The organism is Pseudoalteromonas sp. 19-MNA-CIBAN-0066, assembly GCF_040308705.1.
GTDB classification, from domain to species: Bacteria; Pseudomonadota; Gammaproteobacteria; order Enterobacterales; family Alteromonadaceae; genus Pseudoalteromonas; species Pseudoalteromonas nigrifaciens.
The window spans coordinates 67,031-88,784 of the sequence record NZ_JBEONZ010000002.1 but is presented as its reverse complement, the minus strand read 5'-3'; the positions used below and the strand labels follow the sequence as shown (position 1 = coordinate 88,784).

19 protein-coding genes and 1 pseudogene are annotated in these 21,754 nt (G+C 39.4%); 8 read left to right on the top strand and 12 right to left on the bottom strand.

Translation table 11 applies throughout. The features are described 5' to 3' along the window. The first annotated feature begins 14 nt into the window (after positions 1-14). The gene (locus tag AAEZ18_RS01825; RefSeq protein WP_089368167.1) at positions 15-1,109 is read left to right on the top strand and encodes a flavin monoamine oxidase family protein; all 1,095 of its coding nucleotides are present in this window, start codon (positions 15-17) and stop codon (positions 1,107-1,109) included. Positions 1,110-1,159: 50 nt separating this feature from the next. Here AAEZ18_RS01825 and AAEZ18_RS01820 read toward each other — a convergent pair whose 3' ends face one another. Beyond that, positions 1,160-2,194 carry an AI-2E family transporter gene (locus AAEZ18_RS01820; RefSeq protein ID WP_041454403.1) on the bottom strand — a complete coding sequence of 345 codons (1,035 nt, stop codon included), beginning with the start codon at positions 2,192-2,194 and terminating at the stop codon, positions 1,160-1,162. Positions 2,195-2,366: 172 nt separating this feature from the next. Between AAEZ18_RS01820 and AAEZ18_RS01815 the strand changes: the two genes are divergently transcribed. Next, entirely contained in the window at positions 2,367-3,257 is an 891-nt protein-coding gene (locus tag AAEZ18_RS01815) for a TIGR01777 family oxidoreductase (RefSeq protein WP_350593696.1), read from the top strand. A gap of 140 nt (positions 3,258-3,397) precedes the next feature. Then, positions 3,398-4,576, top strand: coding sequence for a GGDEF domain-containing protein (locus AAEZ18_RS01810; RefSeq protein ID WP_086994232.1), 1,179 nt, complete (start codon positions 3,398-3,400; stop codon positions 4,574-4,576). Positions 4,577-4,814: 238 nt separating this feature from the next. On the opposite strand, the gene AAEZ18_RS01805 is transcribed toward AAEZ18_RS01810, so the two are convergent. Together AAEZ18_RS01805 and AAEZ18_RS01800 are read right to left on the bottom strand one after the other, a co-directional pair. Beyond that, positions 4,815-5,483, bottom strand: a complete 669-nt coding sequence (locus tag AAEZ18_RS01805) for a DUF2987 domain-containing protein (protein ID WP_350593787.1) — start codon at positions 5,481-5,483, stop codon at positions 4,815-4,817. Further along, positions 5,476-6,285 carry a glucosaminidase domain-containing protein gene (locus AAEZ18_RS01800; protein ID WP_089368164.1) on the bottom strand — a complete coding sequence of 270 codons (810 nt, stop codon included), beginning with the start codon at positions 6,283-6,285 and terminating at the stop codon, positions 5,476-5,478. Before AAEZ18_RS01800 ends, AAEZ18_RS01805 begins: the two co-directional genes overlap by 8 nt. A 186-nt stretch (positions 6,286-6,471) precedes the next feature. Here AAEZ18_RS01800 and AAEZ18_RS01795 point away from each other — a divergent pair, with 186 nt between their 5' ends. Next, positions 6,472-7,764, top strand: a complete 1,293-nt coding sequence (locus tag AAEZ18_RS01795; protein ID WP_011327957.1) for an anti-phage deoxyguanosine triphosphatase — start codon at positions 6,472-6,474, stop codon at positions 7,762-7,764. Between the two features lie 90 nt (positions 7,765-7,854). Here the strand turns inward: AAEZ18_RS01795 and AAEZ18_RS01790 are convergent, their stop codons facing one another. Beyond that, on the bottom strand, positions 7,855-10,011 hold the full coding sequence (locus AAEZ18_RS01790; protein ID WP_350551333.1) for a prolyl oligopeptidase family serine peptidase: 2,157 nt from the start codon (positions 10,009-10,011) through the stop codon (positions 7,855-7,857). A gap of 158 nt (positions 10,012-10,169) precedes the next feature. Here AAEZ18_RS01790 and AAEZ18_RS01785 point away from each other — a divergent pair, with 158 nt between their 5' ends. Both AAEZ18_RS01785 and AAEZ18_RS01780 read left to right on the top strand, forming a co-directional pair. Further along, positions 10,170-10,478, top strand: a complete 309-nt coding sequence (locus tag AAEZ18_RS01785) for an Mpo1-like protein (RefSeq protein WP_058373217.1) — start codon at positions 10,170-10,172, stop codon at positions 10,476-10,478. Positions 10,479-10,695: 217 nt separating this feature from the next. Next, positions 10,696-13,278 (top strand): TonB-dependent receptor plug domain-containing protein, encoded by a 2,583-nt coding sequence (locus tag AAEZ18_RS01780; protein ID WP_011327954.1) that lies wholly within the window; start codon positions 10,696-10,698, stop codon positions 13,276-13,278. Between the two features lie 109 nt (positions 13,279-13,387). Here the strand turns inward: AAEZ18_RS01780 and AAEZ18_RS01775 are convergent, their stop codons facing one another. The 3 genes and pseudogenes from AAEZ18_RS01775 to AAEZ18_RS01765 all read right to left on the bottom strand — a co-directional run bounded on the left by AAEZ18_RS01775 (position 13,388) and on the right by AAEZ18_RS01765 (position 16,713). Continuing rightward, complete coding sequence (locus AAEZ18_RS01775; RefSeq protein ID WP_254910712.1) at positions 13,388-14,389, bottom strand: branched-chain amino acid aminotransferase; 1,002 nt, start codon at positions 14,387-14,389, stop codon at positions 13,388-13,390. Between the two features lie 224 nt (positions 14,390-14,613). Next, positions 14,614-15,673: pseudogene (locus tag AAEZ18_RS01770) on the bottom strand (fatty acid desaturase family protein). Beyond that, positions 15,670-16,713 (bottom strand): flavin reductase family protein, encoded by a 1,044-nt coding sequence (locus AAEZ18_RS01765; RefSeq protein ID WP_350551327.1) that lies wholly within the window; start codon positions 16,711-16,713, stop codon positions 15,670-15,672. Before AAEZ18_RS01765 ends, AAEZ18_RS01770 begins: the two are co-directional and overlap by 4 nt. A gap of 227 nt (positions 16,714-16,940) precedes the next feature. Here AAEZ18_RS01765 and AAEZ18_RS01760 point away from each other — a divergent pair, with 227 nt between their 5' ends. Together AAEZ18_RS01760 and AAEZ18_RS01755 are read left to right on the top strand one after the other, a co-directional pair. Continuing rightward, positions 16,941-17,120, top strand: coding sequence for a DUF6435 family protein (locus tag AAEZ18_RS01760; protein WP_041454400.1), 180 nt, complete (start codon positions 16,941-16,943; stop codon positions 17,118-17,120). 453 nt (positions 17,121-17,573) lie between these two features. Further along, a complete protein-coding gene (locus tag AAEZ18_RS01755) occupies positions 17,574-17,996 on the top strand; it encodes a GNAT family N-acetyltransferase (RefSeq protein WP_176359660.1) in 423 nt (140 codons plus the stop codon). Between the two features lie 29 nt (positions 17,997-18,025). Here AAEZ18_RS01755 and AAEZ18_RS01750 read toward each other — a convergent pair whose 3' ends face one another. From AAEZ18_RS01750 to AAEZ18_RS01730, 5 genes are all read right to left on the bottom strand, one after another. Beyond that, positions 18,026-18,619 (bottom strand): DUF2238 domain-containing protein, encoded by a 594-nt coding sequence (locus AAEZ18_RS01750; RefSeq protein WP_086994238.1) that lies wholly within the window; start codon positions 18,617-18,619, stop codon positions 18,026-18,028. A 42-nt stretch (positions 18,620-18,661) separates the two neighbouring features. After that, positions 18,662-19,453, bottom strand: a complete 792-nt coding sequence (locus tag AAEZ18_RS01745) for an SDR family oxidoreductase (RefSeq protein WP_350593693.1) — start codon at positions 19,451-19,453, stop codon at positions 18,662-18,664. Between the two features lie 51 nt (positions 19,454-19,504). Next, on the bottom strand, positions 19,505-20,008 hold the full coding sequence (locus tag AAEZ18_RS01740) for an Mpo1 family 2-hydroxy fatty acid dioxygenase (protein ID WP_011327946.1): 504 nt from the start codon (positions 20,006-20,008) through the stop codon (positions 19,505-19,507). 87 nt (positions 20,009-20,095) lie between these two features. Beyond that, entirely contained in the window at positions 20,096-20,503 is a 408-nt protein-coding gene (locus tag AAEZ18_RS01735) for a hypothetical protein (RefSeq protein ID WP_086994199.1), read from the bottom strand. Positions 20,504-20,731: 228 nt separating this feature from the next. Next, complete coding sequence (locus AAEZ18_RS01730) at positions 20,732-21,685, bottom strand: LysR family transcriptional regulator (RefSeq protein WP_192531461.1); 954 nt, start codon at positions 21,683-21,685, stop codon at positions 20,732-20,734. Between the last annotated feature and the right edge of the window lie 69 nt (positions 21,686-21,754).

The following is a 21,754-nucleotide window of genomic DNA, read 5'->3' as shown; positions in this document are numbered from 1 at the left end:
TATAAAAGCTTACTATGAGCAAATCCACTACAAATGAACCCGTTATTATTATTGGCGGCGGCTTAGCTGGGTTATATAGTGCATACCTGCTACAGCAACGCAATATTCCCTACCTATTATTAGAAGCAAAACCACAGTTAGGCGGGCGAATTGAAGCAGCACATGACACTCACAATAGTGCTATTAGCTTTGATTTAGGCCCTACTTGGATTTTTGATCATCAACCTAAAATTCAACAACTTATCTCGTTATTATGCTTACCTGTATTTGCACAATATACACAAGGCGATGTGTTATATCAGGCAGCGCAAACGCTAAAGCCACAACAAATAGCAGGTGCAGGCGAAATGCACCTACTAAGATTAACAGGCGGCATGTACAGCTTAATTAAAGCCTTGTATGAGCAGCTTAATCCGGCTTCAATCCTAACAGAGCATCACGTCGTTAAATTACATAAACAACAAAATACCTGGCATATAACCGCTAACCACAATGGCAAAGTTAAGCAATTTAGCGCAAAGCAACTAATTGCAGCGCTCCCCCCACGTATGATAACCCAACACTTAACTCCTGATCTTTGGGCTGACCAAACACTTATAAATCGCTTAACTGCAGTGCCTACATGGATGGCAGGCCAAGCTAAATTTATAGCAACTTTTGAACATGCTTTTTGGCGTGATAAAAACTTATCTGGGCAATGCTTTAGCCGTGTTGGGCCATTAGTAGAAGTTCACGATGCAAGCGCCAGTCATAATGGCCACCCCGCCCTATTTGGCTTTATTGGTGTACCTTATTCAACGCGCAGTACAGTAAGCACTGAGCAATTAAAACAAGCGTGTATAAAGCAACTTGCTTATTTTTATGGCGATGAAGTATACGCGGCAACGGGGTATTTTATTAAAGACTGGGCAGCTGACCCCTATGTAGCAAATGAAAATGATAAAACAGGGCCTTCACAACACCCAGAGTTTAACTACTCGGGGCTAAGCTCACAGTTAGCTAACTTAAATATTCATTTTGTTGGCAGTGAATTTGCGCAGCAAGAGGCTGGATATTTAGAAGGTGCAATAAACGCAGCAGATACGGCTATTAATGCTTTAAAAGTTTAATAGCCGTAAAGTTATGCTTATAGCAAAGTAATATACTACTTTGCTATAAATTAGTTTTCAGTAAGCTCTTCGCCTGTACCTAGTAATGTTGCCACCCAGCGGCCTTCGTCACTTGCCTCAAGCCCTATTTTAACTATCATAGTTAAAGGTACCGACAGCAACATACCTACAGAGCCTAATAACCAGCCCCAAAATATCAAAGACAAAAACACCACTAAGGTAGAAAGCCCCAGCCCTTTACCTAAAAATTTAGGCTCTACTATATTACCCATCACAGTATTAATAACTAAATATCCGGCTCCCACTAAACCAGCAACTAAAGGGCCTTGCGTTATAAGTGCCAATAATACCGCAGGTACAGCAGCAATAATTGAACCGATATTTGGAATGTAATTAAACATAAAGGCTAATACACCCCACAATACAAAATAATCGACATCTAAAAACCACAGTAAAGAAGCAGCTAATATACCCGTTCCTAAGCTTACTAAGGTTTTAATGGCTAAATAAGAGTTAATTGAGTCTAAAAAGCGATTAATTTGTTTCATTTTTTTATCAGGATCGTTAAGCGCCGAATGTATTTTATGATTAAGTGACGGCCCTTCAAATAGCATAAAAACCACGGTTAAAATAATTAAAAACATATTCGCCATTACTCCACCTAAGCCGGTGAGCATATTGGTGGCGACATCAACCATTTTACCAGGATCAAACATAGATAATATTTGGTCTTTATTAATTAAAATATTGTACTGCGACGCTATATCAACCAGCCAAACAAACTCTTCTTTTAATTTAACTTTAAACTGCGGAAGTTGCTGCGAAAAATCGTTAACTGACTGCCCTACCAAGCCGCCAAGGCTGACTCCTAGCCCTACAATAATAAGCACCACAAAAATAACAGCAATGCCTTTAGGAATACGATAGCGAGCAAAAAATTTAATTAGCGGGCTGCAAATAATTGCAATAAATGCCGCTAAAATAAAGGGAATAATAATAGCGCTGGCCGACTTGATCCCTGCGAGCACAATAACTAGTGCAGCAAAAATAATTAAGCTTTTATTTACCCCTGTTAAACTTGCCAATATTATGATCCTTATTATTTTTTATTAGGCTTTAGTGTAAGGCAAAAGCTAATAAAATGAAATATTTACTAAGTGATCATAAAACTGCATTACACGTATAAATTTGCAAAACCAAGCACTAGCGAGTATAAATTTTAAACACTTGCTAGCAATTAAAAAATAAGGCTGTGTTATGCATATTTTTATTACTGGAGCTACTGGCTTAATTGGCCAACACCTTTGTCCTTTTTTAACCCATCATCATTGTGTTACTGTGCTAAGCCGTAACCCCACAAAAGCAAACGTACTTTTAGGGCATAAAATAAATGCAGTTACTAACATAGAAGCGGTTGATTTTAATAATATTGATGTAGTAATTAACCTCGCAGGTGAGCCCATTGTAAATAAACGCTGGAGTGATAAGCAAAAATCGATTATTCGCGATAGCCGCATTGAGCTAACAAAACAAATATCTGCAGCAATCGCTGCATCCAATACCCCACCGCATACGTTTATATCAGGCAGCGCTGTTGGTTTTTATGGTCGCCAAGGCATTACCCCAATTGATGAAGAAAATAATAAACCCCACGATGAGTTTAGCCACCAGCTTTGTAAAGACTGGGAAAACGCAGCATTAGCAGCTCAATCAACTAGTACCCGGGTGTGTTTACTGCGCACAGGTATAGTATTAGCAAAAAAAGGCGGTGCTTTGAGCAAAATGCTACCGGCGTTTAAGCTCTGTTTAGGCGGCCCTATTGCCAATGGCGAGCAAGGTATGTCGTGGATCCATATTGACGATATGACGCAGTTAATATTATTTATTATAAAACATAAAAATATGACTGGGCCTATTAATGCAACGGCACCAAACCCTGTAAGTAGTAAAGTATTTAGCAAAAGTTTAGGTAAGGCGTTATCTCGACCAGCTCTAATTCCTATGCCAGCGCTTGTGTTAAAGCTGTTAATGGGCGAAATGGCTGATCTGCTCATTACCGGACAATATGTTTTCCCCCAAAAAGCATTAGAGCATAACTACCGATTTCATTTTTCTGATATTGATTCGGCATTAGAGAGTTTAGTATAAGCACAGTCATTCAGCATTTATAAATACTTATTTAGTTATAAATACAATGCTTTACAACGATTTTTTAAATTTTATAACAGTATATAATACACGGACGCAGCGAATTGCTCTGCCACTTTATATTTAAGAGTACTTACAACATGCTGCACTTACCAACTATAACTAGCCTATCTTTTATTTTCAACTTACTGATAGGTATACTGTTTATTTCTTTTTACCTGCACAAAAAAACAACTAGCTTTTTGTTATTTGGTGGTGCTTGTATCTCGTTTGCCACTGCTATTTTACTTGTGAGCTTTAAAGAAGAGCTAAACCTCCCATGGCTAACTCACTACCTTGCAAACCTATTTATTATACTGAGCCCACTATTACTTGTAATCGGCTTAAATAAGTTTAACAACAAAGCTGTAATAAACTTAACGCCTTTGGCTTACCTTTATGGCTTGTGCGCTTTATTACTCGTGTTTGTATACAATCATGTTTTAAGCCAAATATTAACAAGCTTTATTGTTGCCATTTTATTTTTATACGGCGCTTTTATTTTATTAAAAACACACTGCGTTGCTAAATTACAGCAACGATTACTTATAATAGGCTTAGTAACACATAGCTTAGTGATGTTAGGACAAGTTATTTTATTGTTGCTCCCCTTTATAACCTCAAATAATGATGACTTTAAGCCCCAGTTACACATACTATTAATAGCGCACCTTTTTATTACCACACTCTGTGCTTTAATTTTGCCTTTTATTATTTTTGCAAATTCAGAATCTAAGCTGATTAACTTGGCAAACAATGATTCGTTAACGCAATTATTAAATCGCCGCGGATTTTTCTCTACCTGTAAAAACATTAAAGCCAATACAGCCGATAAAAATCATACCCTTGCTTTAATTATGTTAGATATAGATTTTTTTAAGCGTGTAAACGATAAATATGGCCATGATGTAGGCGACCAAGCATTAAAATGGATAGCGCAACATATCAGCCAATTATTTATGAATATTGGCATAACAGCGCGAATTGGGGGAGAAGAGTTTGCAGTATTGCTTAATGGTTATACGCTTGAGCAAGCAAATACCTTGGCAGAGCAATTAAGCTTTAATATTCGTCAGCAACCATTTTATTGTAATGATCAATCCATTCCTCTGTCTGTTAGTGCCGGTGTTAGTAGTACCACTATTAACCAGCTAAATTTAAAAGAGCTATTATTACACGCCGACAAACACCTATACCTTGCAAAAGAAACAGGCCGCGACAAAGTAGTTAGCCAATACGATCACACCCTCTTCTCGCAAGCCAACACGTCCGCAATATAATACTTAACCAGAGTTAAGGTTACTAAATAACCTCAACTGCGGATAATAAACCTATCTCAAGCAGCTATTTTCAGCGCTAACTGCGTTGAATTCACTGAAAATCTCTGGCTAGAGAAAAGAAAGCTAAAGCTAAATATAACTATGATTCAATACGTTAGTAAATCTCTTAACCAGAGTTAAGGTTACTAAATAAAAAAGCGGCAAAAGCCGCTTTAAATAATTTTTTATAAAATTATATTTATTTAGTTATCCAAGGTGTTACTTTTATAACATCTGCTATATCAGCTAATTCTTTGGTATCGTCTTGCCAATTGTCTGCAACAGCGAAATAGCACACTGATTTTTTACACTCAATGCTTTCATCATCAAAATGCATTGGCTTTTTAAAGGTAACAACTACGCCTTTTTGTTCTGGTAATAAAAACCACATTAATTTGCTAACAAAAAATCCCGATAAATCAGCCAACAGTTCGTCAAGTTCAGTGTATATAGTAAATAACGACTGTTTAGTAAAGCTTAAACCTTCAAGTTCATTCGCTTCTATTTGTAATTTTAACTGACAGTCATGTACCGGATTTTGCGGTTGCACCACAATAACCGCTTTATCTGTATCAAGTTGCTTATCAAAAGGCAGTAATAATTGCGCTTGTTCGGTGTAATTGAGCGGGTATTCGTTATTTTCGGTTAAAATTGTGCCACTTTTAATTGCACAGGCTTCGTTAGTGCCAATATCGCTAATATAAAAATTAACTCGCGCATATTGAAAATCACCTTTATTAACCACTTTTAAGCGATCGTAAAAGCCATCGTACGACATTACAAACTCTCTAGCAGAGGCATTTAATGCGGTAACACTCAGTAGTGTTAACGACAGTGCTGTCATTATATTTAATACACTTTTATTCATCAAAGTAGGCTCTATTTTGGTTAATCATAGTGTTTAGCTCTTCTATATACGCTTCACCACGCTCTGAATACGACATTAAACCCTGAGTTAATAATGTTGCTGCTATGGGTTGTTGTTCTAAGCGTAGGTTTTCGCGAATAGATCGCAGCTCTTTATAAGCATTATGGGTGTTTATATTTTTAAAGTAAGAACTAACCGCAGCACGCACCGACTTAAACGCAGCCACTTCATGTGCAGCACCGGTATCGCGTCTACCAGGGACCATACCGCAGCCTTTTGAATAACACCACTGGCCAAAAAAGTTCAGGCCAATACGTGCAAATCGCGATGTTCCCCACGCAGACTCATTAGCAGCTTGCATTAGGGCTAGTTCTTTAGGGATCACGTCTACACGGCGAAGTGCTTGTTTAAGCGTAAAGCTATCTATTGTTGTGGGTAGGTCGTACGACTTTAATATTTTAACAATATCATTGCTTTGTTTTTCATCTAACGGTAAGTCGTTTTCAAGCATCATTCGAGCAATTTCTAAATTAGCGCGTTGTTGTAAAATCTTTTTATTTTCGGCTTCTACATGCGGTTTAATAAAGTTAAAAAATGCCCGCTTTTTATCTTTTACATCCGCAAACTCAGAAAACTTTGGTAGCGTTACACTGTGCAGCGGTTTTTCTTTTTTCTTTTGCTTTTTAGATTGCTCTGAACTTGTTTGTTCATCTGAACCACTCTCGTCACTTTGTAAAAAAGGAAACGCCAGTGCCCAAATAAAAAGTGCGGCTAATATAAACTTTATAATGTTTTTTAACATGTACTCTCTCAATAAAACTTTAAATTATGTATGGGTAATGCACATACATACGAAGCGTTATTATACCTAAGCCACTTTATAAAGGCGAACTTTCACTAACTGCGCAAATACCGTACAACGTGTGCACTCGCAATTTATAGTTCATGGGTATATTCTAACGTTATTAACTAATTACGAGTCAGTAGTATGGACAAACAGTGGCAAAGCCGAATTATAGAACAATATAAACACCGCCCTAATGATAATCGCTCACCGTGGCAGGTTGATCGCTCACGTATTATTCATGCTGCTGCGTTTAGGCGTCTGCAAGCTAAAACCCAAATTATGGGTATTGGCTTAAACGACTTTTACCGTACTCGCCTTACTCACTCATTAGAAGTGTCGCAAATTGGCACCGGCATACTGCGCCATTTAAAAGTACAACACAGCGACTTTAGCCATTTTCCGTCAACCGGATTACTAGAAACCCTATGCTTAGCCCACGACATTGGCCACCCGCCGTTTGGTCATGGCGGCGAAATTGCACTTAATTATATGATGCGCGATCACGGTGGTTTTGAAGGCAACGCGCAAACGCTGCGTATTGTTGCCAAGCTTGAACCATACAGCGACGGCCATGGTATGAACCTTACCCGCCGCACCTTATTGGGCTTTATAAAATACCCTGCATTTATAAATAAGCTTTGGCACACTATCCCTAAAGCAAACCCTGAGCGTGCATTTATTAAAGCAGACGATTGGCGACCAGCTAAAGGCTTATATAACGACGATGCGGCTATATTCAATTGGATAGTAGAGCCCTTGAGTCAAAACGATAAAAGCTTGTTAAGTAACCACACGGCAATAGATAAGTACCGCGCTAAAACCAGCTATAAGTCGCTCGATAGCGCCATAATGGAGCACGCCGACGATATAGCCTATGCGGTACACGACCTAGAAGATGCCATAGCCACCAAAGTACTTACTCTTGATGATTGGCAAACCCATGCTTTACCACAACTGCAGGCGCTTAACTTTAGCTGGTTAAACGATATGCTTGAATCACTCACTTTACGACTGTTTTCAAAGCATGATTTTGAGCGCAAAGATGCCATAGGCGAACTGGTTAATACCTTTATCATTCATATTCATTTAGATGTGCAAAACGAAGCGTTCGAATGCCCTATTTTAAAATACACAGCCAAGCTAGAAACTCAGTACGAGAGTGTACTGCAAATACTTAAACACTTTGTGTTTCAGCGCTTAATTCGCAACCCTAAAATGCAACAAATTGAGTTTAAAGGGCAAAACCTACTGATTGAATTATTTACCGCTTTTGCCAGCGATCCGCTGCGGTTATTGCCCGAAACCACGCAAGCCCAGTACATAGAGGCGCAAAAACAAAACCAAGGTATGCGTATTATTTGCGATTACCTCAGTGGTATGAGTGATGAATACGCCTATAAAACCTATCAACGGCTGTTTTCACCTGTTCAATAATGAGTGGCTTTTAAACCATTAATAAAAAAACCGAGTAAGTTTATTTACTCGGTTTTTTTTTGTGGTTACTTCACTTTGAAAAAGTCGTAATTAAAGTGACTTAACTCCCATGTTATAAAGCGTAAAGCCATACATATCGGCGTACAAATCAATAATTTTACTCGTTGGTGTGCCTGCACCATGTCCGGCGTTTGTTTCAATACGAATAAGCGTAGGGTTTGTACCCGCTTGTTTAGCTTGTAACTGCGCAGCAAATTTAAATGAGTGCGAAGGCACTACTCTATCGTCATGATCCCCTGTTGTTATCATAGTTGCAGGGTATTCTATGCCCGCTTTTACATTATGCAGCGGTGAGTAGTTTTTTATGTAAGTAAACATTTCTTTGCTTTGCTCACTGGTTCCATAATCGTACGCCCAGCCGGCGCCTGCAGTAAATGTATGGTAACGCAGCATATCGAGTACGCCTACAGCCGGCAGCGCCACTTGAAATAAATCAGGTCGCTGGGTCATAACTGCGCCTACCAATAAGCCACCATTTGAGCCGCCACGCAGAGCTAAGCGCTGTTTAGATGTGTACTTTTTGCTTTGTAAATACTCAGCTGCGGCAATAAAATCATCAAATACATTTTGTTTTTGTAATTTAGTGCCCGCATTGTGCCACTCTTTCCCGTACTCACCACCACCGCGAATATTGGCGACCGCATACACACCGCCTTGTTCAAGCCAAGCGGCAGTGGTTGGGCTAAAGCTTGGCGTTAAGCTAATATTAAAACCACCATAACCATATAAAATAGTTGGGTTTGAACCATCTAACTTTATACCGTTTTTGTAGGTAATTATCATAGGTACTTTAGTGCCGTCTTTTGAGTTATAAAACACTTGCTCAGAGGTGTAATCGTCACTATTAAAATCAACCCCAGATTTACGATAAACACCCGACTCCCCTGTAGTTACATCAAACGTATAGGTCGTTCCTGGGGTTTTGTAATTGGTAAAAGAGTAATACAGCGTTGTTTGCTCTTTTTTGCCACTAAAGCCACCCGCTGTGCCCACACCCGGCAAGGTAATATCGCGAATTAGCTCTCCCTTTTTGTTGTACTGTTTCACTTTTGAAATAGCATCAACCATGTAATTTGCAAAAAAGGTATCGCCGCCTTTAGTAAGTTTTAATACATTTTTGGTTTCGGGAATAAAGTCTTGCCAGTTTTGCGGGCCAGGATCAGCTGCATCTACCGTCACTACTTTTTGATTTGGGGCATTTAAGTTAGTCACTAAAAACAGCTTACTACCTTCGTTATCAATAACCGATGTATCTGAGTCAGTGTTTCCTACAATAGTCACAAACTCGCTGTCTTTTTGAGTTAAGTCTTTAATAAATAGCTTATTACCCGAAGTAGAAGTACTGGCAGAAATAAGTAAATAACGGCCATCATGCGTTACATCTGCTCCTACATAACGATGTTTTTGCTCATCGGTTGCGCCAAATACCAGTTTATCGGTTGCTTGATCAGATCCTAAGGTGTGATAGTACACTTTATGCTGATCGGTTTTAGCCGACAACTCACTGCCTTCAGGTTTATCGTAGCTAGAATAGTAAAAACCCTCGTTGCCTAACCAGTCTATGCCACTAAATTTCACATCAACTAAAGCCTGCTCCACTTGCTCTTTAGTTTGTGTGTCTATAATAATAATTTTGCGCCAATCACTGCCGCCTTGAGATATTTGATACGCGAGTAATGAGCCATCTTTTGAAAACGACAACCCCGACATAGACGTAGTGCCATCGTCGCTAAACGTGTTTGGATCTAAAAACACCTCAACGTCACCACCCTCTTTACTGCGATATAAAACATACTGGTTTTGCAGGCCATCGTTTTTATAAAAGTAGGTGTAATCGCCCTCGGTAAAGGGAGCGCCTATTTTTTCGTAGTTCATTAACTTTTCAAGACGTTGCTTTAACTTATCGCGATAAGGAATTTGCTCTAAATACGAAAAGGTTACCTTGTTTTGTGCTTTAACCCAGCTGGCAGTCTCTGCGCTCATATCATCTTCTAACCAGCGATATGGGTCGGCCAGTGTTTCGCCAAAGTAGTTATCTACTACATTACCCTTTTTAGTTACAGGGTAGTTTACTGAATTTGCTTGGCTCATGGGTGCTTTAGCTTCTTTATTAGTGACGGTATTTGTTGGCTCTGAGCAGCCGCTAAGTGCTACAAGAACAGCACATGCTAGGGTTTGTTTAAACATTTATCGTTCCATTATTATTGATTTTTAATAGTAGGCCTAAGTTATTAACTTTAAGCAAGTTTGTCTAGCTAGATACGTTCAATACCACTTGTCGCTGTAAACAAGTGTAAACTTAGGCTTTAATAAGATTACACAGCATTAATAAATAAGAGCAGTACATGCCCAGCCCTAAATTTAATAGCTTTAAAGCATTTTACCCCTACTACTTAACAGAGCATCGCAATATTACGTGCCGACGCTTGCACTTTATTGGCAGCACTTTAGTACTTTTTGTTATTGGCGTAGCGGTGCTTAAATCGCAATACCGTTTATTGTGGTTGTTACCTGTAATTGGCTATGGTTTTGCCTGGGTTGGGCATTTCTTTTTTGAAAAAAACAGACCCGCTACCTTCAAGCACCCTTTTTACAGTTTGTGGGGCGACTGGGTTATGTTTAAAGATATGCTCATTGGAAAAATAAAGTGGTGAGTTATATCTAGTAAACAATGTAGTGAGTTATAGCTAATAAAATAAATTTCTATTATTAACCCCTCACTTTAAAGTAAACATTATGTTTATTGAATGTTATTCAATTGACTGCCTTTGCTGCTTGGGTATATGTTAAAAGCTGTAATTTTAATTAGCTCAATTGTTACTGCAAATTTAACTGAACTAATTTACTGCGTTTTTGAATGAGGGAATCAACATGAATAATAAATTATTATTAAAACTGCAAAAATCAACGCCACTCACTGTGTGCGCGCTAAGCGTATCGGCGGCATTACTGGGCTCTATGTACGCATCTGCTGCTGAGCAAGACACCCAAGCCGAGGCAAATATTGAACAAATTAGTGTTATTGGCTCGCGCCGACTAGGCCGAACTGTAGAGGACAGCCCAGTTCCAATTGATATTATTGGTGCCGATTCGCTTAAAAACTCAGGCCAAACCGAAACCAACGCCCTGCTTAGTAGCTTACTGCCTAGCTTTAACTTTCCGCAAGCATCACTTACCGATGGTAGTGACCATGTACGCCCAGCTCAACTGCGTGGTTTAGCACCCGATCATACCTTAGTGCTTGTTAATGGTAAGCGTCGCCATAGTAATGCGCTACTTAATTTAAATGGCTCAACGGGTCGAGGCTCATCATCGGTTGATTTAAATGCTATTCCGGCCAATGCTATTGCCCGAATTGAGGTACTGCGTGATGGCGCTGCTGCGCAGTATGGATCCGACGCAATAGCCGGTGTTATTAATATTGTACTTAAAAGTGCCAGTAGTGGCGGTTCTGTATCGGCTATATATGGCGCAAACATGACCGAAATGGATGGCGTGCCTGAACTTAAATCGGTATCAGAAGATGCCAATGGTAATTTAGCCTTTAACGAAGGGAGCGACCGTTCATTAACCGATGGCCAAACGTTAACACTGCAAGGCAATATGGGGTTTGAGCTAGGCGATAATGGTTTTTTAAATATATCTACCGAATATCGCGATCGTCATTCAACCAATCGCTCTGACTACGACCAACGTGAAAACTACGCTCGTTTAGATGATGGCTCCGTAAATGGCGCACTCGATCCACGCGAGTTAACCTGGGATCGCTACAATCATAATTTTGGTAATGGTAATGTAGAAGACTTTTCTGTTTTTTATAACGCAGGATATGAGCTAACAAATAACGCTGAACTGTATTCTTTTGGCTCTTATAGTAAACGTGAAGGCGAAGGTGGAGGTTTTTACCGCCGCGCGCAAGATGATCGTAACGTCACCGAAATTTACCCCGACGGCTTTTTACCGGTTATCACCTCTGATATAAATGACTTTTCTCTCGCATTGGGCGTTAAAGGCTTTGTGAGTGAGTGGAATTACGATGTATCTGCCGTATACGGGCTAGATGACTTTGAATTTGGTGTAATAGATAGCGTAAATACCTCGTATGGGCCAAGCAGCCAAACACGTTTTGATGCCGGTACACTTACCTACGACCAACTTACGCTTAATGTTGATTTTAGCCGCGAGGTTGATGTCGACTTTTTAGCCAGCGGCTTAAACATTGCTGTAGGTGCTGAGTACCGCCGCGAAGGCTACGAAATTCAAGCAGGCGAAGAAGCCTCTTATGCCCAAGGCACATTTGGCCCTGGTGGTGCAGTAACCGATCCAGTGAACGGCCCATTTGGTTCAGCAGGCTCGCAAGTGTTCCCTGGTTTTACCCCTGAATCGGCAAGCGATAACAGCCGCCATAATGTAAGCTTATACGTAGATTTAGAAGCCTACATTACCGACAACTGGAACTTAACCGTTGCAGCGCGTTACGAAGATTACTCTGACTTTGGTGATACCTTAAACGGTAAAATTGCCACACGTTATACACTAACCGAAGATTTAGCGCTGCGCGCCTCAGTATCAACCGGTTTTAGAGCGCCTTCGCTACAGCAACAACATTTTACTTCAGTTGCTACTGTATTTGTTGATGGTGAACCCACACAAACCGGTACTTTTGCACCCAGCAGTAACGTTGCAAAAGCACTCGGATCACCTGGCCTAGATGCCGAAGAAGCCACCAACTATGGAATAGGCTTTACTTGGTCAACCGACTTTAATTTCAGCTTATCGGTAGATTACTATCAAATACTTATTGATGACCGTATTGTACTGTCGAATAACTTATCTGGCGCTGCTATTGCCGATTTACTCGAAGGTACAGGGGCTAATCAAGGACGATTTTTCTTAAACGCTATTGATAGTAAAACTCGCGGTGTTGATGTGGTTGCATCATATAACCTAATTACAGATAACTACGGCGATGTAGCATTTAATTTAGGCTTTAACTATGGCAAAAACCAAGTAACAGACATTATTGCCCCACCTGCAGAGCTGCAAGGCGCTGGGTTTGATCAAGACAACTTATTTTCTGGTAACGAACTACGTCGCTTTGAAGTAAGTACCCCGCGTAATAAATATAACTTAAGCGCGGTTTGGACTATGGATGATTGGCGCGCCACCTTACGAAATACTCGCTACGGCGAAACCCAAGATCCATCGGATATTGCACAGCGTAACGAAGTTTTAAAACCTAAATGGATCACCGATTTAGATGTAGCCTACGCAGTAACTGACAATGTATCGGTAAGCTTAGGTGCTAATAATATTTTTGATGTATACCCAGATCCAACCCGCGACCTAGTTGATGACGTAACTACATTCTCACGCTTATTTTCGTACTCAAGCTTTTCGCCATTTGGTTTTAATGGCCGCTACGTTTACGGCAAAATAGAAATGAGATTTTAATCCGCTAAGGTTTAAAGCTATTTAACCTAAGCGCTAATTAAATAGCAAAAATACAAAAGCCACCTAATTAAAGTTAATTAGGTGGCTTTTTAGTGGGTTAAATTAAAAACTAAATTTTAGTTAACCAACCGTGTGTATCTGCAGTTTTACCCCATTGAATATCGTTCAATGCTTGGCGCAGGCGCGCCGTAGTTGGGCCAGCTTCGCCGTTACCAACTTGGTATTCTTTATCATTATGAATAAACGTGCCCACTGGTGTTAATACTGCCGCAGTACCCGAAAGTGCTGCTTCAGTGCCCGGTTTAGCTGCGCGCTCTAAAAGCTCAGTAACACTAAAGTTACGCTCGCTTACCGTCATACCTAAGTCTTTAGCTATGGTTAAAATACTATTACGGGTAACACCATGTAAAAATGTGCTATCGAGCGCTTTAGTAATAATTTCGTTGCCATCAATTAAAATAAAGTTAGCTGCACCGGTTTCTTGTACGTCGCCACCTGGACAAAATAAAATTTGATCAGCCTGATGCTTAGTACGTGCTGCTGAAATTGGTCCTAGTGCACTGGCGTAGTTGCCACCACTTTTTATCATGCCCATGTGCGGCGCACAGCGCATACCATCTTCTTCAAGTAATACGCGCAGTGCCGTTGCACCGCCACTAAAGTAATCACCTACTGGCGATAACAAGGTATATAGCAATGAACTCATTGAAGGCGCAGCGGCTTTACCAATTGCGGCCTCAGTACCAATATGCGTTGGGCGAATATACATAGATCCCGGTGGTAAAGGCGTTTCATCTGCGTATTGGCGCACAATATCAATAATCATGGTTTTTAGCATCTCGCCATCAACACTTGGTAAACTAAGCAATTCAGAACTCTGCTGCATGCGCGCAATGTTTGCATCCATTCTAAAAATATAGACTGAGCCATCTTCATGGCGAAAGGCTTTTAAGCCTTCAAAACATGTGCTTGAATAATGTAAAACGTGAGCGCCAGGATGCAGTTCAAGCTTATCAGAAGGGACAATTGAGCTTTCGCTCCATTTATTATCAGAAAAACGAGCTTGAATCATCTGCGGCATAAACACAGTACCAAATGCGGCCATTTTAATCTCTCTTGTGTGGTCTATTTTTCTCCATTGTATGACAACCAACTACTACTTAACCATAGCAAAACAGCCTGTTTTTTAATTAATTAGAAGAATTTTTTGCATGTAGTGATGGTTATTTAATCAAAAAAGCCATTTTCAACACTTTAATGCAATAATCAGCTAACGCCTTTACGCTAACCGATTATTTAATGCAGGCATTACCGTTACAGCTACTTTATTAATCATTATTTAAAAGAATACCGAAATATACGCTTTAACACCGAGGCATATTGACTAAAAAACCCTCCCGTATTGTAGGCAATGCCTTGTTTTTGCAATACTGCTTGTACTTGCGGTGCCACTTCTTGATAACGCGACGAAGGCATATCTGGAAACAAGTGATGCTCAATTTGAAAACTCAAATGCCCGGTTAATACATGAAACCAACGCGGCCCTTTAATATTTGACGAGCCCAATACTTGGCGGTAATACCACTGCCCTTGGCTTTCGTTTACACAGTCTTGTTCTTTAAAAGTATGGGTTTGCTCAGTAAAGTGACCACAAAATATTATGGTCGACGTCCATAAGTTACGAATTAAATTTGCTACTAAGTTACCCGCTAATACCCACAAAAATAATGGCCCAGCAAGTAACGGAAATATCACATAATCTTTAATTAATTGGCGCGCGCCTTTACTAAAAAAGCGCTGTTTTAAGGTGCTATGCAATACGGCACCATCGCGGTGTGGCTTCTTTTTACCTATAAACACGCGCTCGCCTGCCAGTTCGTGATACGACACTCCCCATTGAAACAACACACTTAAATTTAAATAGGTTATAAATTGCCACGTGTTTTTTAAACGCCATTTAAAATCGTCACTTAACCTTAATAAGCCATAACCAAAATCGCGGTCTTTACCTATAATATTGGTGTATGTGTGGTGCTCAAAGTTATGCACTCGGTGCCAACTTTGTCCATCGCAGGCTATGTCCCATTCATAGTTTTGTGAATTAAGTTGCTTGTCGTTCATCCAATCGTACTGGCCATGCATTACATTGTGGCCAATTTCCATATTATCTAAAATTTTAGCAAGGGCGAGTAACAGCACACCCACAACCCACAACCCACAGTAATGGCACAATAAAACCAAGCATAAGTAAAATACGCCCGCTCCATTCGCATACTCGCTGTTTACGTACAACAGCGCGAATATAATCAGCATCTTGCTGGCCTACTTTGCCAAGGGTATCCATTTTTATGGCATTTAATTCTTTTTCTAATTGCTCAAAGTTAATGGTTTTCATAATTGTAGCTCCAAATCACTTACCGCTTGGCTTACGCAAAGTTGAATTAACTGCTCGCCGCTATCACTTAATTCACCGGTTTTTAAATTGCGTACCACGCCCGACTTTTTAATACATTGGCACTGATGGCAAATACCAATGCCGCAACCACGTTTAACGGGTAGCTTTTTTTCTTCAAACTGAGTTAGCAAAACATCGTTGCCCAATACCACATGCGCGCCACTGTTAATTTTTACATTAAATTGGCTGTCGTCTTTTAAGCGCGGCAACGCTAAACCAAATGCCTCTTGGTAGTAATTTAAATCATGCTTTTTAGCAAAGTCACTCACCGTTTGCATAAAGGCTGCAGGGCCACAGCAATAAATATCGGGGTTTTCCCATGGTTTAATATTGCAGGTTATATCGCTTGATTGCTCGCGCGTTAATAATAAAAACGAAAAATGCGCAAACTGCGCCGCCAGTTCACTCAGCTCATCAACACATTGATGCTCAGTTACTTTTGCGTAATACACTAACAACACCTTTTGCGTGGTTTGGCTTAGGTAATCATCAAGCATAGCCAGCATGGGGGTAATGCCCGACCCACCAGCAATAAAAGTGGCCGGTGTATGTGTGTTTTTAAATACAAAGTCGCCATTTGGCGCAGAAATACTGCACCACAAACCCGCTTTTAAGGTGTTATTTAGTAAACTTGTAAAACGCCCTTGTGGATTTGTTTTGATTAGTAAACGCACTAACCCTGTATTTTTAAATTGCTGAGCGCTTGAAGCCACAGTAAAAACACGCGTTAATAATCGCCCGTTAATTTCAAGGGTTAAACTTATATGCTGCCCAGCAGTATGCTTAGGCCATTGCTTACTTGGTTTAAGTTGCACACTTAAAAAATTGCCATTAAGGGTAACTGCGTCAACTACTTGGGCTCTATATTGCCCTGCGCGCCATGCGGGTTTAAACACCTGCATAATTGGCTCTATATAACTGGCAAAACTTTGATGATGTAAAAACCATTTTGAAAATTGATCTAATATTTGCGTGATCATAAGCACTTAATTCTCTATTGCGATTCAAAACACTTTGGGCTTACACGTGTGCGCCCAAACTTTCAGCGCACAAGTGTACGCTCAATATTTGTGATTTCAACCCTGTTAGAGTAATTATTCAATATTTAGCTGCAGGACTAATTTATACTTTAATAATCGATTTTCCACGCGGCATCGTATGTATACTCAATCAAGCAAATACATTAAAAGTAATTAAGAGAGTAAGCATGTTTTCGATATTTAAATCAGATCCAAGCAAAAAACTACGCAAAGAGTACGACGCAAAATTAGAGCAAGGCATGCAGGCACAGCGTAAAGGCGATATTAAAAGCTACGCTATGTTAAGCGCCGAGGCCGAAAAAATTTGGAGTGAAATAGAAACTCTTGAGGCTAAAAAAGCTAAGTAAATGCATATAGTTAAACGCGGCTCTTTGCATTAAAAACACCGGGCAGCGTTTAGTAAAATAACTCATAAATTTAAACTTTCTTTTTATACCGTTGTGGTATTTTCTGATTACTTTCAAGTAAAAGCAGCAAATAAGTATTAATCAGCCTCCCCACCCCAAAAAAACCACTTAAAAACTTAACTACTAAATAAATCCCACTCAATAAAACCAAATAAATTATTAAGCGACAACTACTGCGCATTAAAACCGTATTTATATTTTGCCCTATAACCTTATTAAAAGTTGTTTTAGGCATAACAGTAAAACTTATTTTATACCCCGCATAAACAATTGTTTACATAGACGTTTTTAAGTGAAATTATTGAACAATATAATACACGCTATTTTGGGGTGTGATAACTCAAAAAGTGGGACTCATTATCCATATAAGTAATTAAAGCAGGGAGATTTGCAGTGATTTCATATCAAGCAACAGTCGATCTTTATGCATCGGCAGATATTACATATAAAAATATGCGTTCATACTATGAATATTATTCGGTTTGCTGGGAACAATCTAATATACAAGAGCAAATTGTAGACTTAGAAAATTGGGATATTCTTTATAATACTTCGCTCGTTGGCGCAATTCGTTTAGCCTTTGATAATGAAGGATGTTATATCCGAGATATACAGGTTAGTGAGAAATTTCAAAATAAGGGAATTGGGGCAGCTGCTCTAGCAGAGTGCGAACGATTAGCGATTAAAGCTGGTGTTAATTTACTTAGACTACGAGTTTTTAAAATTAGCCCTGCGTATCATCTGTATACGAGAAATGGCTTCGTAATAGACAAAGAAGAAGACCGGTTTTTCTATATGTCACGAAAGATCTATTAACAAGCGCTATAAAGCCTAAGCATAATAACTCATCCATAATCTTTAACGCTTTTTAGCTGCTTGTCGTGTACTTTAGAAAGTACTAACAGCGAGCAAATAGCACCTAATAGTGCTAATCCCATATCTGATTGGGTATCCCAAATATAACCTTGGGTGCCTAAAAATGCTTCGGCATTTTCGCCGCTCAACAATGCCACCCACCACTCTAGTAGCTCATAAAAAGCACTAAAGGCTAAGCATATCGAAATAATAAACGTAATGAGCCACCCTTTGCCATTAACTACATTTTTACGCAGTAAAATTTCGCGTGCTAGTAATGCAGGTACAAAGCCCTGAAAAAAATGCCCTACTTTGTCGTAGTTATTGCGCTCACTGCCAAATAAATTATCGAATAGCGGTACTTCAGCATAGGTGTAATGGCCGCCTACCATCAACACAATACAATGCGCTAAAATAAACCAATATAAAATAGGGGTTAACTTAAATTGTTTATAGGTGCCAAGCATAATTACCACACCAATAATGGCTGGTAGCACTTCTAAAAACCAAGTAAATTGATCTTTTGGGTTTATACCCGACCAGATCAGCACGCTAAAAAATAATCCGAGCCATATATACTTTATTATCATTTTTACACTCAACTATAGCTTTCTTGAATTTTGGTATTATTTAAAGTTAACTTTAGCTGTTAAACGGTTAAATAAACGCGGAAAAAAGCGTTTAATGGTAGGAGCCCAACCACTTAAGCCTTGGCCAACAATCACTTCATCTTTTTTGCTATTAATAGCGTTAATCATTTTTGATGCGGCTACTTTAACATCCATGCCATTTTCTATAGCTTGCTCAGATTTATTTTGTGCAACACCTTGCGGGTTTAATGAGTTGTGCGCAATCGCGGTTTTTATAAAACCTGGGCAAATTGTTAAACAATGAATGTTATGCTCTTTTACTTCTGCGCGCAGGCAATCCATAAACCCCACCACAGCAAATTTAGCGCCTGAGTAACCGGTTCTTAGTTTAGAGCCTACCTTTCCTGCCACACTACTTATAGCCACAACCGAGCCACTTTTTCTTGCAACCATAGAGGGCAGTACCGCTTTAGTTAATGCCACTAAACCAAAATAGTTAACCTCCATTAATTGGCGGTACACTTTAAAGTCGTTTTCTAAAAATAAGCTACGCTGCGATATGCCACCGTTATTAATTAAAATATCGATTGCGGGCAACTCATTTATTGCCGCGGTAACTTTACTTAATACTTCTTCGGGCTTTGCTAAATCGAGTGGCAATATTAAATGCCCTTCTCCTTTTAGTTCAGCCTTAAGCGCTGTCAGTTTTTCAACATTACGCGCCGATAAAATAACGCTAGCACCTAGCTCTGCAAACTGTATTGCCAGCTCCTTACCTATGCCCGATGACGCACCGGTGATCCACACTGTTTTATTATTATAATTCATACTTTGTTACCGTATTTTTATGCTTTAGTTACAGCACGTTAGTTATTGTGTTTATGGCTTGGTTGGGCCGGCAATATCGGTTACTTGCTGCTCTAGCTTTTTATAACAGCCCAACATAAATAATAGCTCTGCAGTAACATACAAAGGGCCAATAATAAGCCCCGATATATCATCTATAAACGCGGGTTTTTTACCTTCAAAATAATGGCCAGCAAACTGTAAAATCCAACCAAATACAAACAGCCCTACACTAATCGTTAACCAAGGCGTAAATGCCATGGCTGCAATAGGTTGCGCGCCCACAAGTAATATAGTTAATAGCACAGCCATAATAAGACCCAACGACACACTCAACATTAAATAATACACAACTGATACAAATACAATAAGTTGTCCGCCATCTATAACAAGGCCTCCCAACGGGATCTGAATGCGCGCCAATAAGCACAATACGGCAAATACAATGAGCGGAATGCCTAACAGGTGGGTGAGTACATTGCGTTTTGAGCGGTGATAAAGCCCGTAGTTACCTAGTTGCTGCTGCAGGGTTTTCATTAGTAATCCTTGTTTATTTTTGTTATAAGTTTTTACCTTAGCAAAAGTAAGCACAATAACAATGTAAACTATTCAATATTATGTAAATTAAATAAGTGCAAAAATTATTTTCCCCGGCTCATGCTGAGGTTTCATATCCATTCGATCGCGCCCTTGTTGGTATTCTTGCTCAAGCATTTTTTCAAGTTCGTTAATTTTATCTGCAATTACATCAAGATCAGCGCCTTGCGCTTGTAACTCTTTAGTCAGCTCCTCTATTGCCGCTTTTAGCTCGTCTATTTTGTCTTTATTTACACCTAAACGCTGATAAACAAGCGCTTCTTGGGCTTTTTCTAAAAATGATTGCTCTTTAGGGGCTGAGTTTATGCCTTTAACATCACCTGCTTTTTCATCAATGGGGGGATTGATTGCCGCAACTTCGCTTGGGCTTGCCGCTTTAGTTACACTAGAGGAGTTATAGTTACTGTATTGATTTTTAAACGTTATTGTTGTCATTAGCTCAAATCCATTGTTGCGTTACAAGCTATGCAGCAATTTTAGTTCCAACTAAGTAAAAAAGCCCTAACAAAATCTAAACTTAAACCTTACTTAGCTTTATTTAAAATAAAAGCAAAATAATAAATAGTTAGAGCTAAGTATTATGGGTGTTTTTATAACCATGTATTGATAGCAATATAACTATTATAAGTAGTTATATTGCAACATAACGACTGCTTATTTAATTTAAGTTTTAGGTTCTAAATGTAATCTATGGAGTTCATTGCGTACCCATTTAGTATCAAGGTAGTGCTCTAAATTAGCTTGGGCAAACTTTAAAAAGCTGCGCGCTGCGTGCGAAATGTGTCTGTCGGTACGCATTACAAAGTACCATTGGCTGGCTATATCGGTGTCGATCACATGCAGTTTTGTATAGCTATTATCACCTTTTGGTAAAACATGATGCGACAGCAAGCTAATTCCCATACCCGACGATACTGCAACCCGTATGGCTTCGTTACTCGCCATTTTAACGCCGTCGCTAAGTACTAAGCCCCTACTTTGTAGCTCACTTTCAAATAGCATACGTGTGGCAGAACCATTTTCACGCAGTAAAAATCGATATGACATTAAGTCCGCCAACGTTACGTTTTTTTTATTCAATAGAGGATGATTATTAGGCACTATAAATTCTAATGGATTATGTAAAAACCGAGCAGCTTGGGCTTGCTCTAACGATGGTGGGTGGCTAAAAACGTAAATGTCGTCTTCTCCACGCTCAAAGCGAGCTAATACCTCTTCGCGATTGCCTATTTCCAGCGGTAACTCTACATGCGGATGCAAATTACTATATGGGCCGAGTAATTTAGGCAAAATATATTGCGCCGTATTTACCATGGCAATTTTACATCGGCCTCGCTCGCCTCCACGTAATTCGGCTAAAAAATCTTGGTAATCTTCAAAATGAGCAAACACCTGCTTGCAGGTTCTAAATAGCTCAAGGCCAGCCTCGGTTACCTGTAACTTTTGCTGTTGCATAGTTATTAGTGGCTCTCCTATTTCTTCTTGTAAGCGCTTTATTTGAAGTGAAACAGTAGGTTGCGTTAAATAAAGCTGCCTTGCTGTTTCACTTAACGAGCGGGTTTTTACTACACTCATAAATACTTCTAGTAATCTAAACGATATATGCCTTAAATCCATACCCACCTCATAGATAGCTATCTATATATAACCACTGTTCATTTTATTATTTACTATACAAAGTTTTCT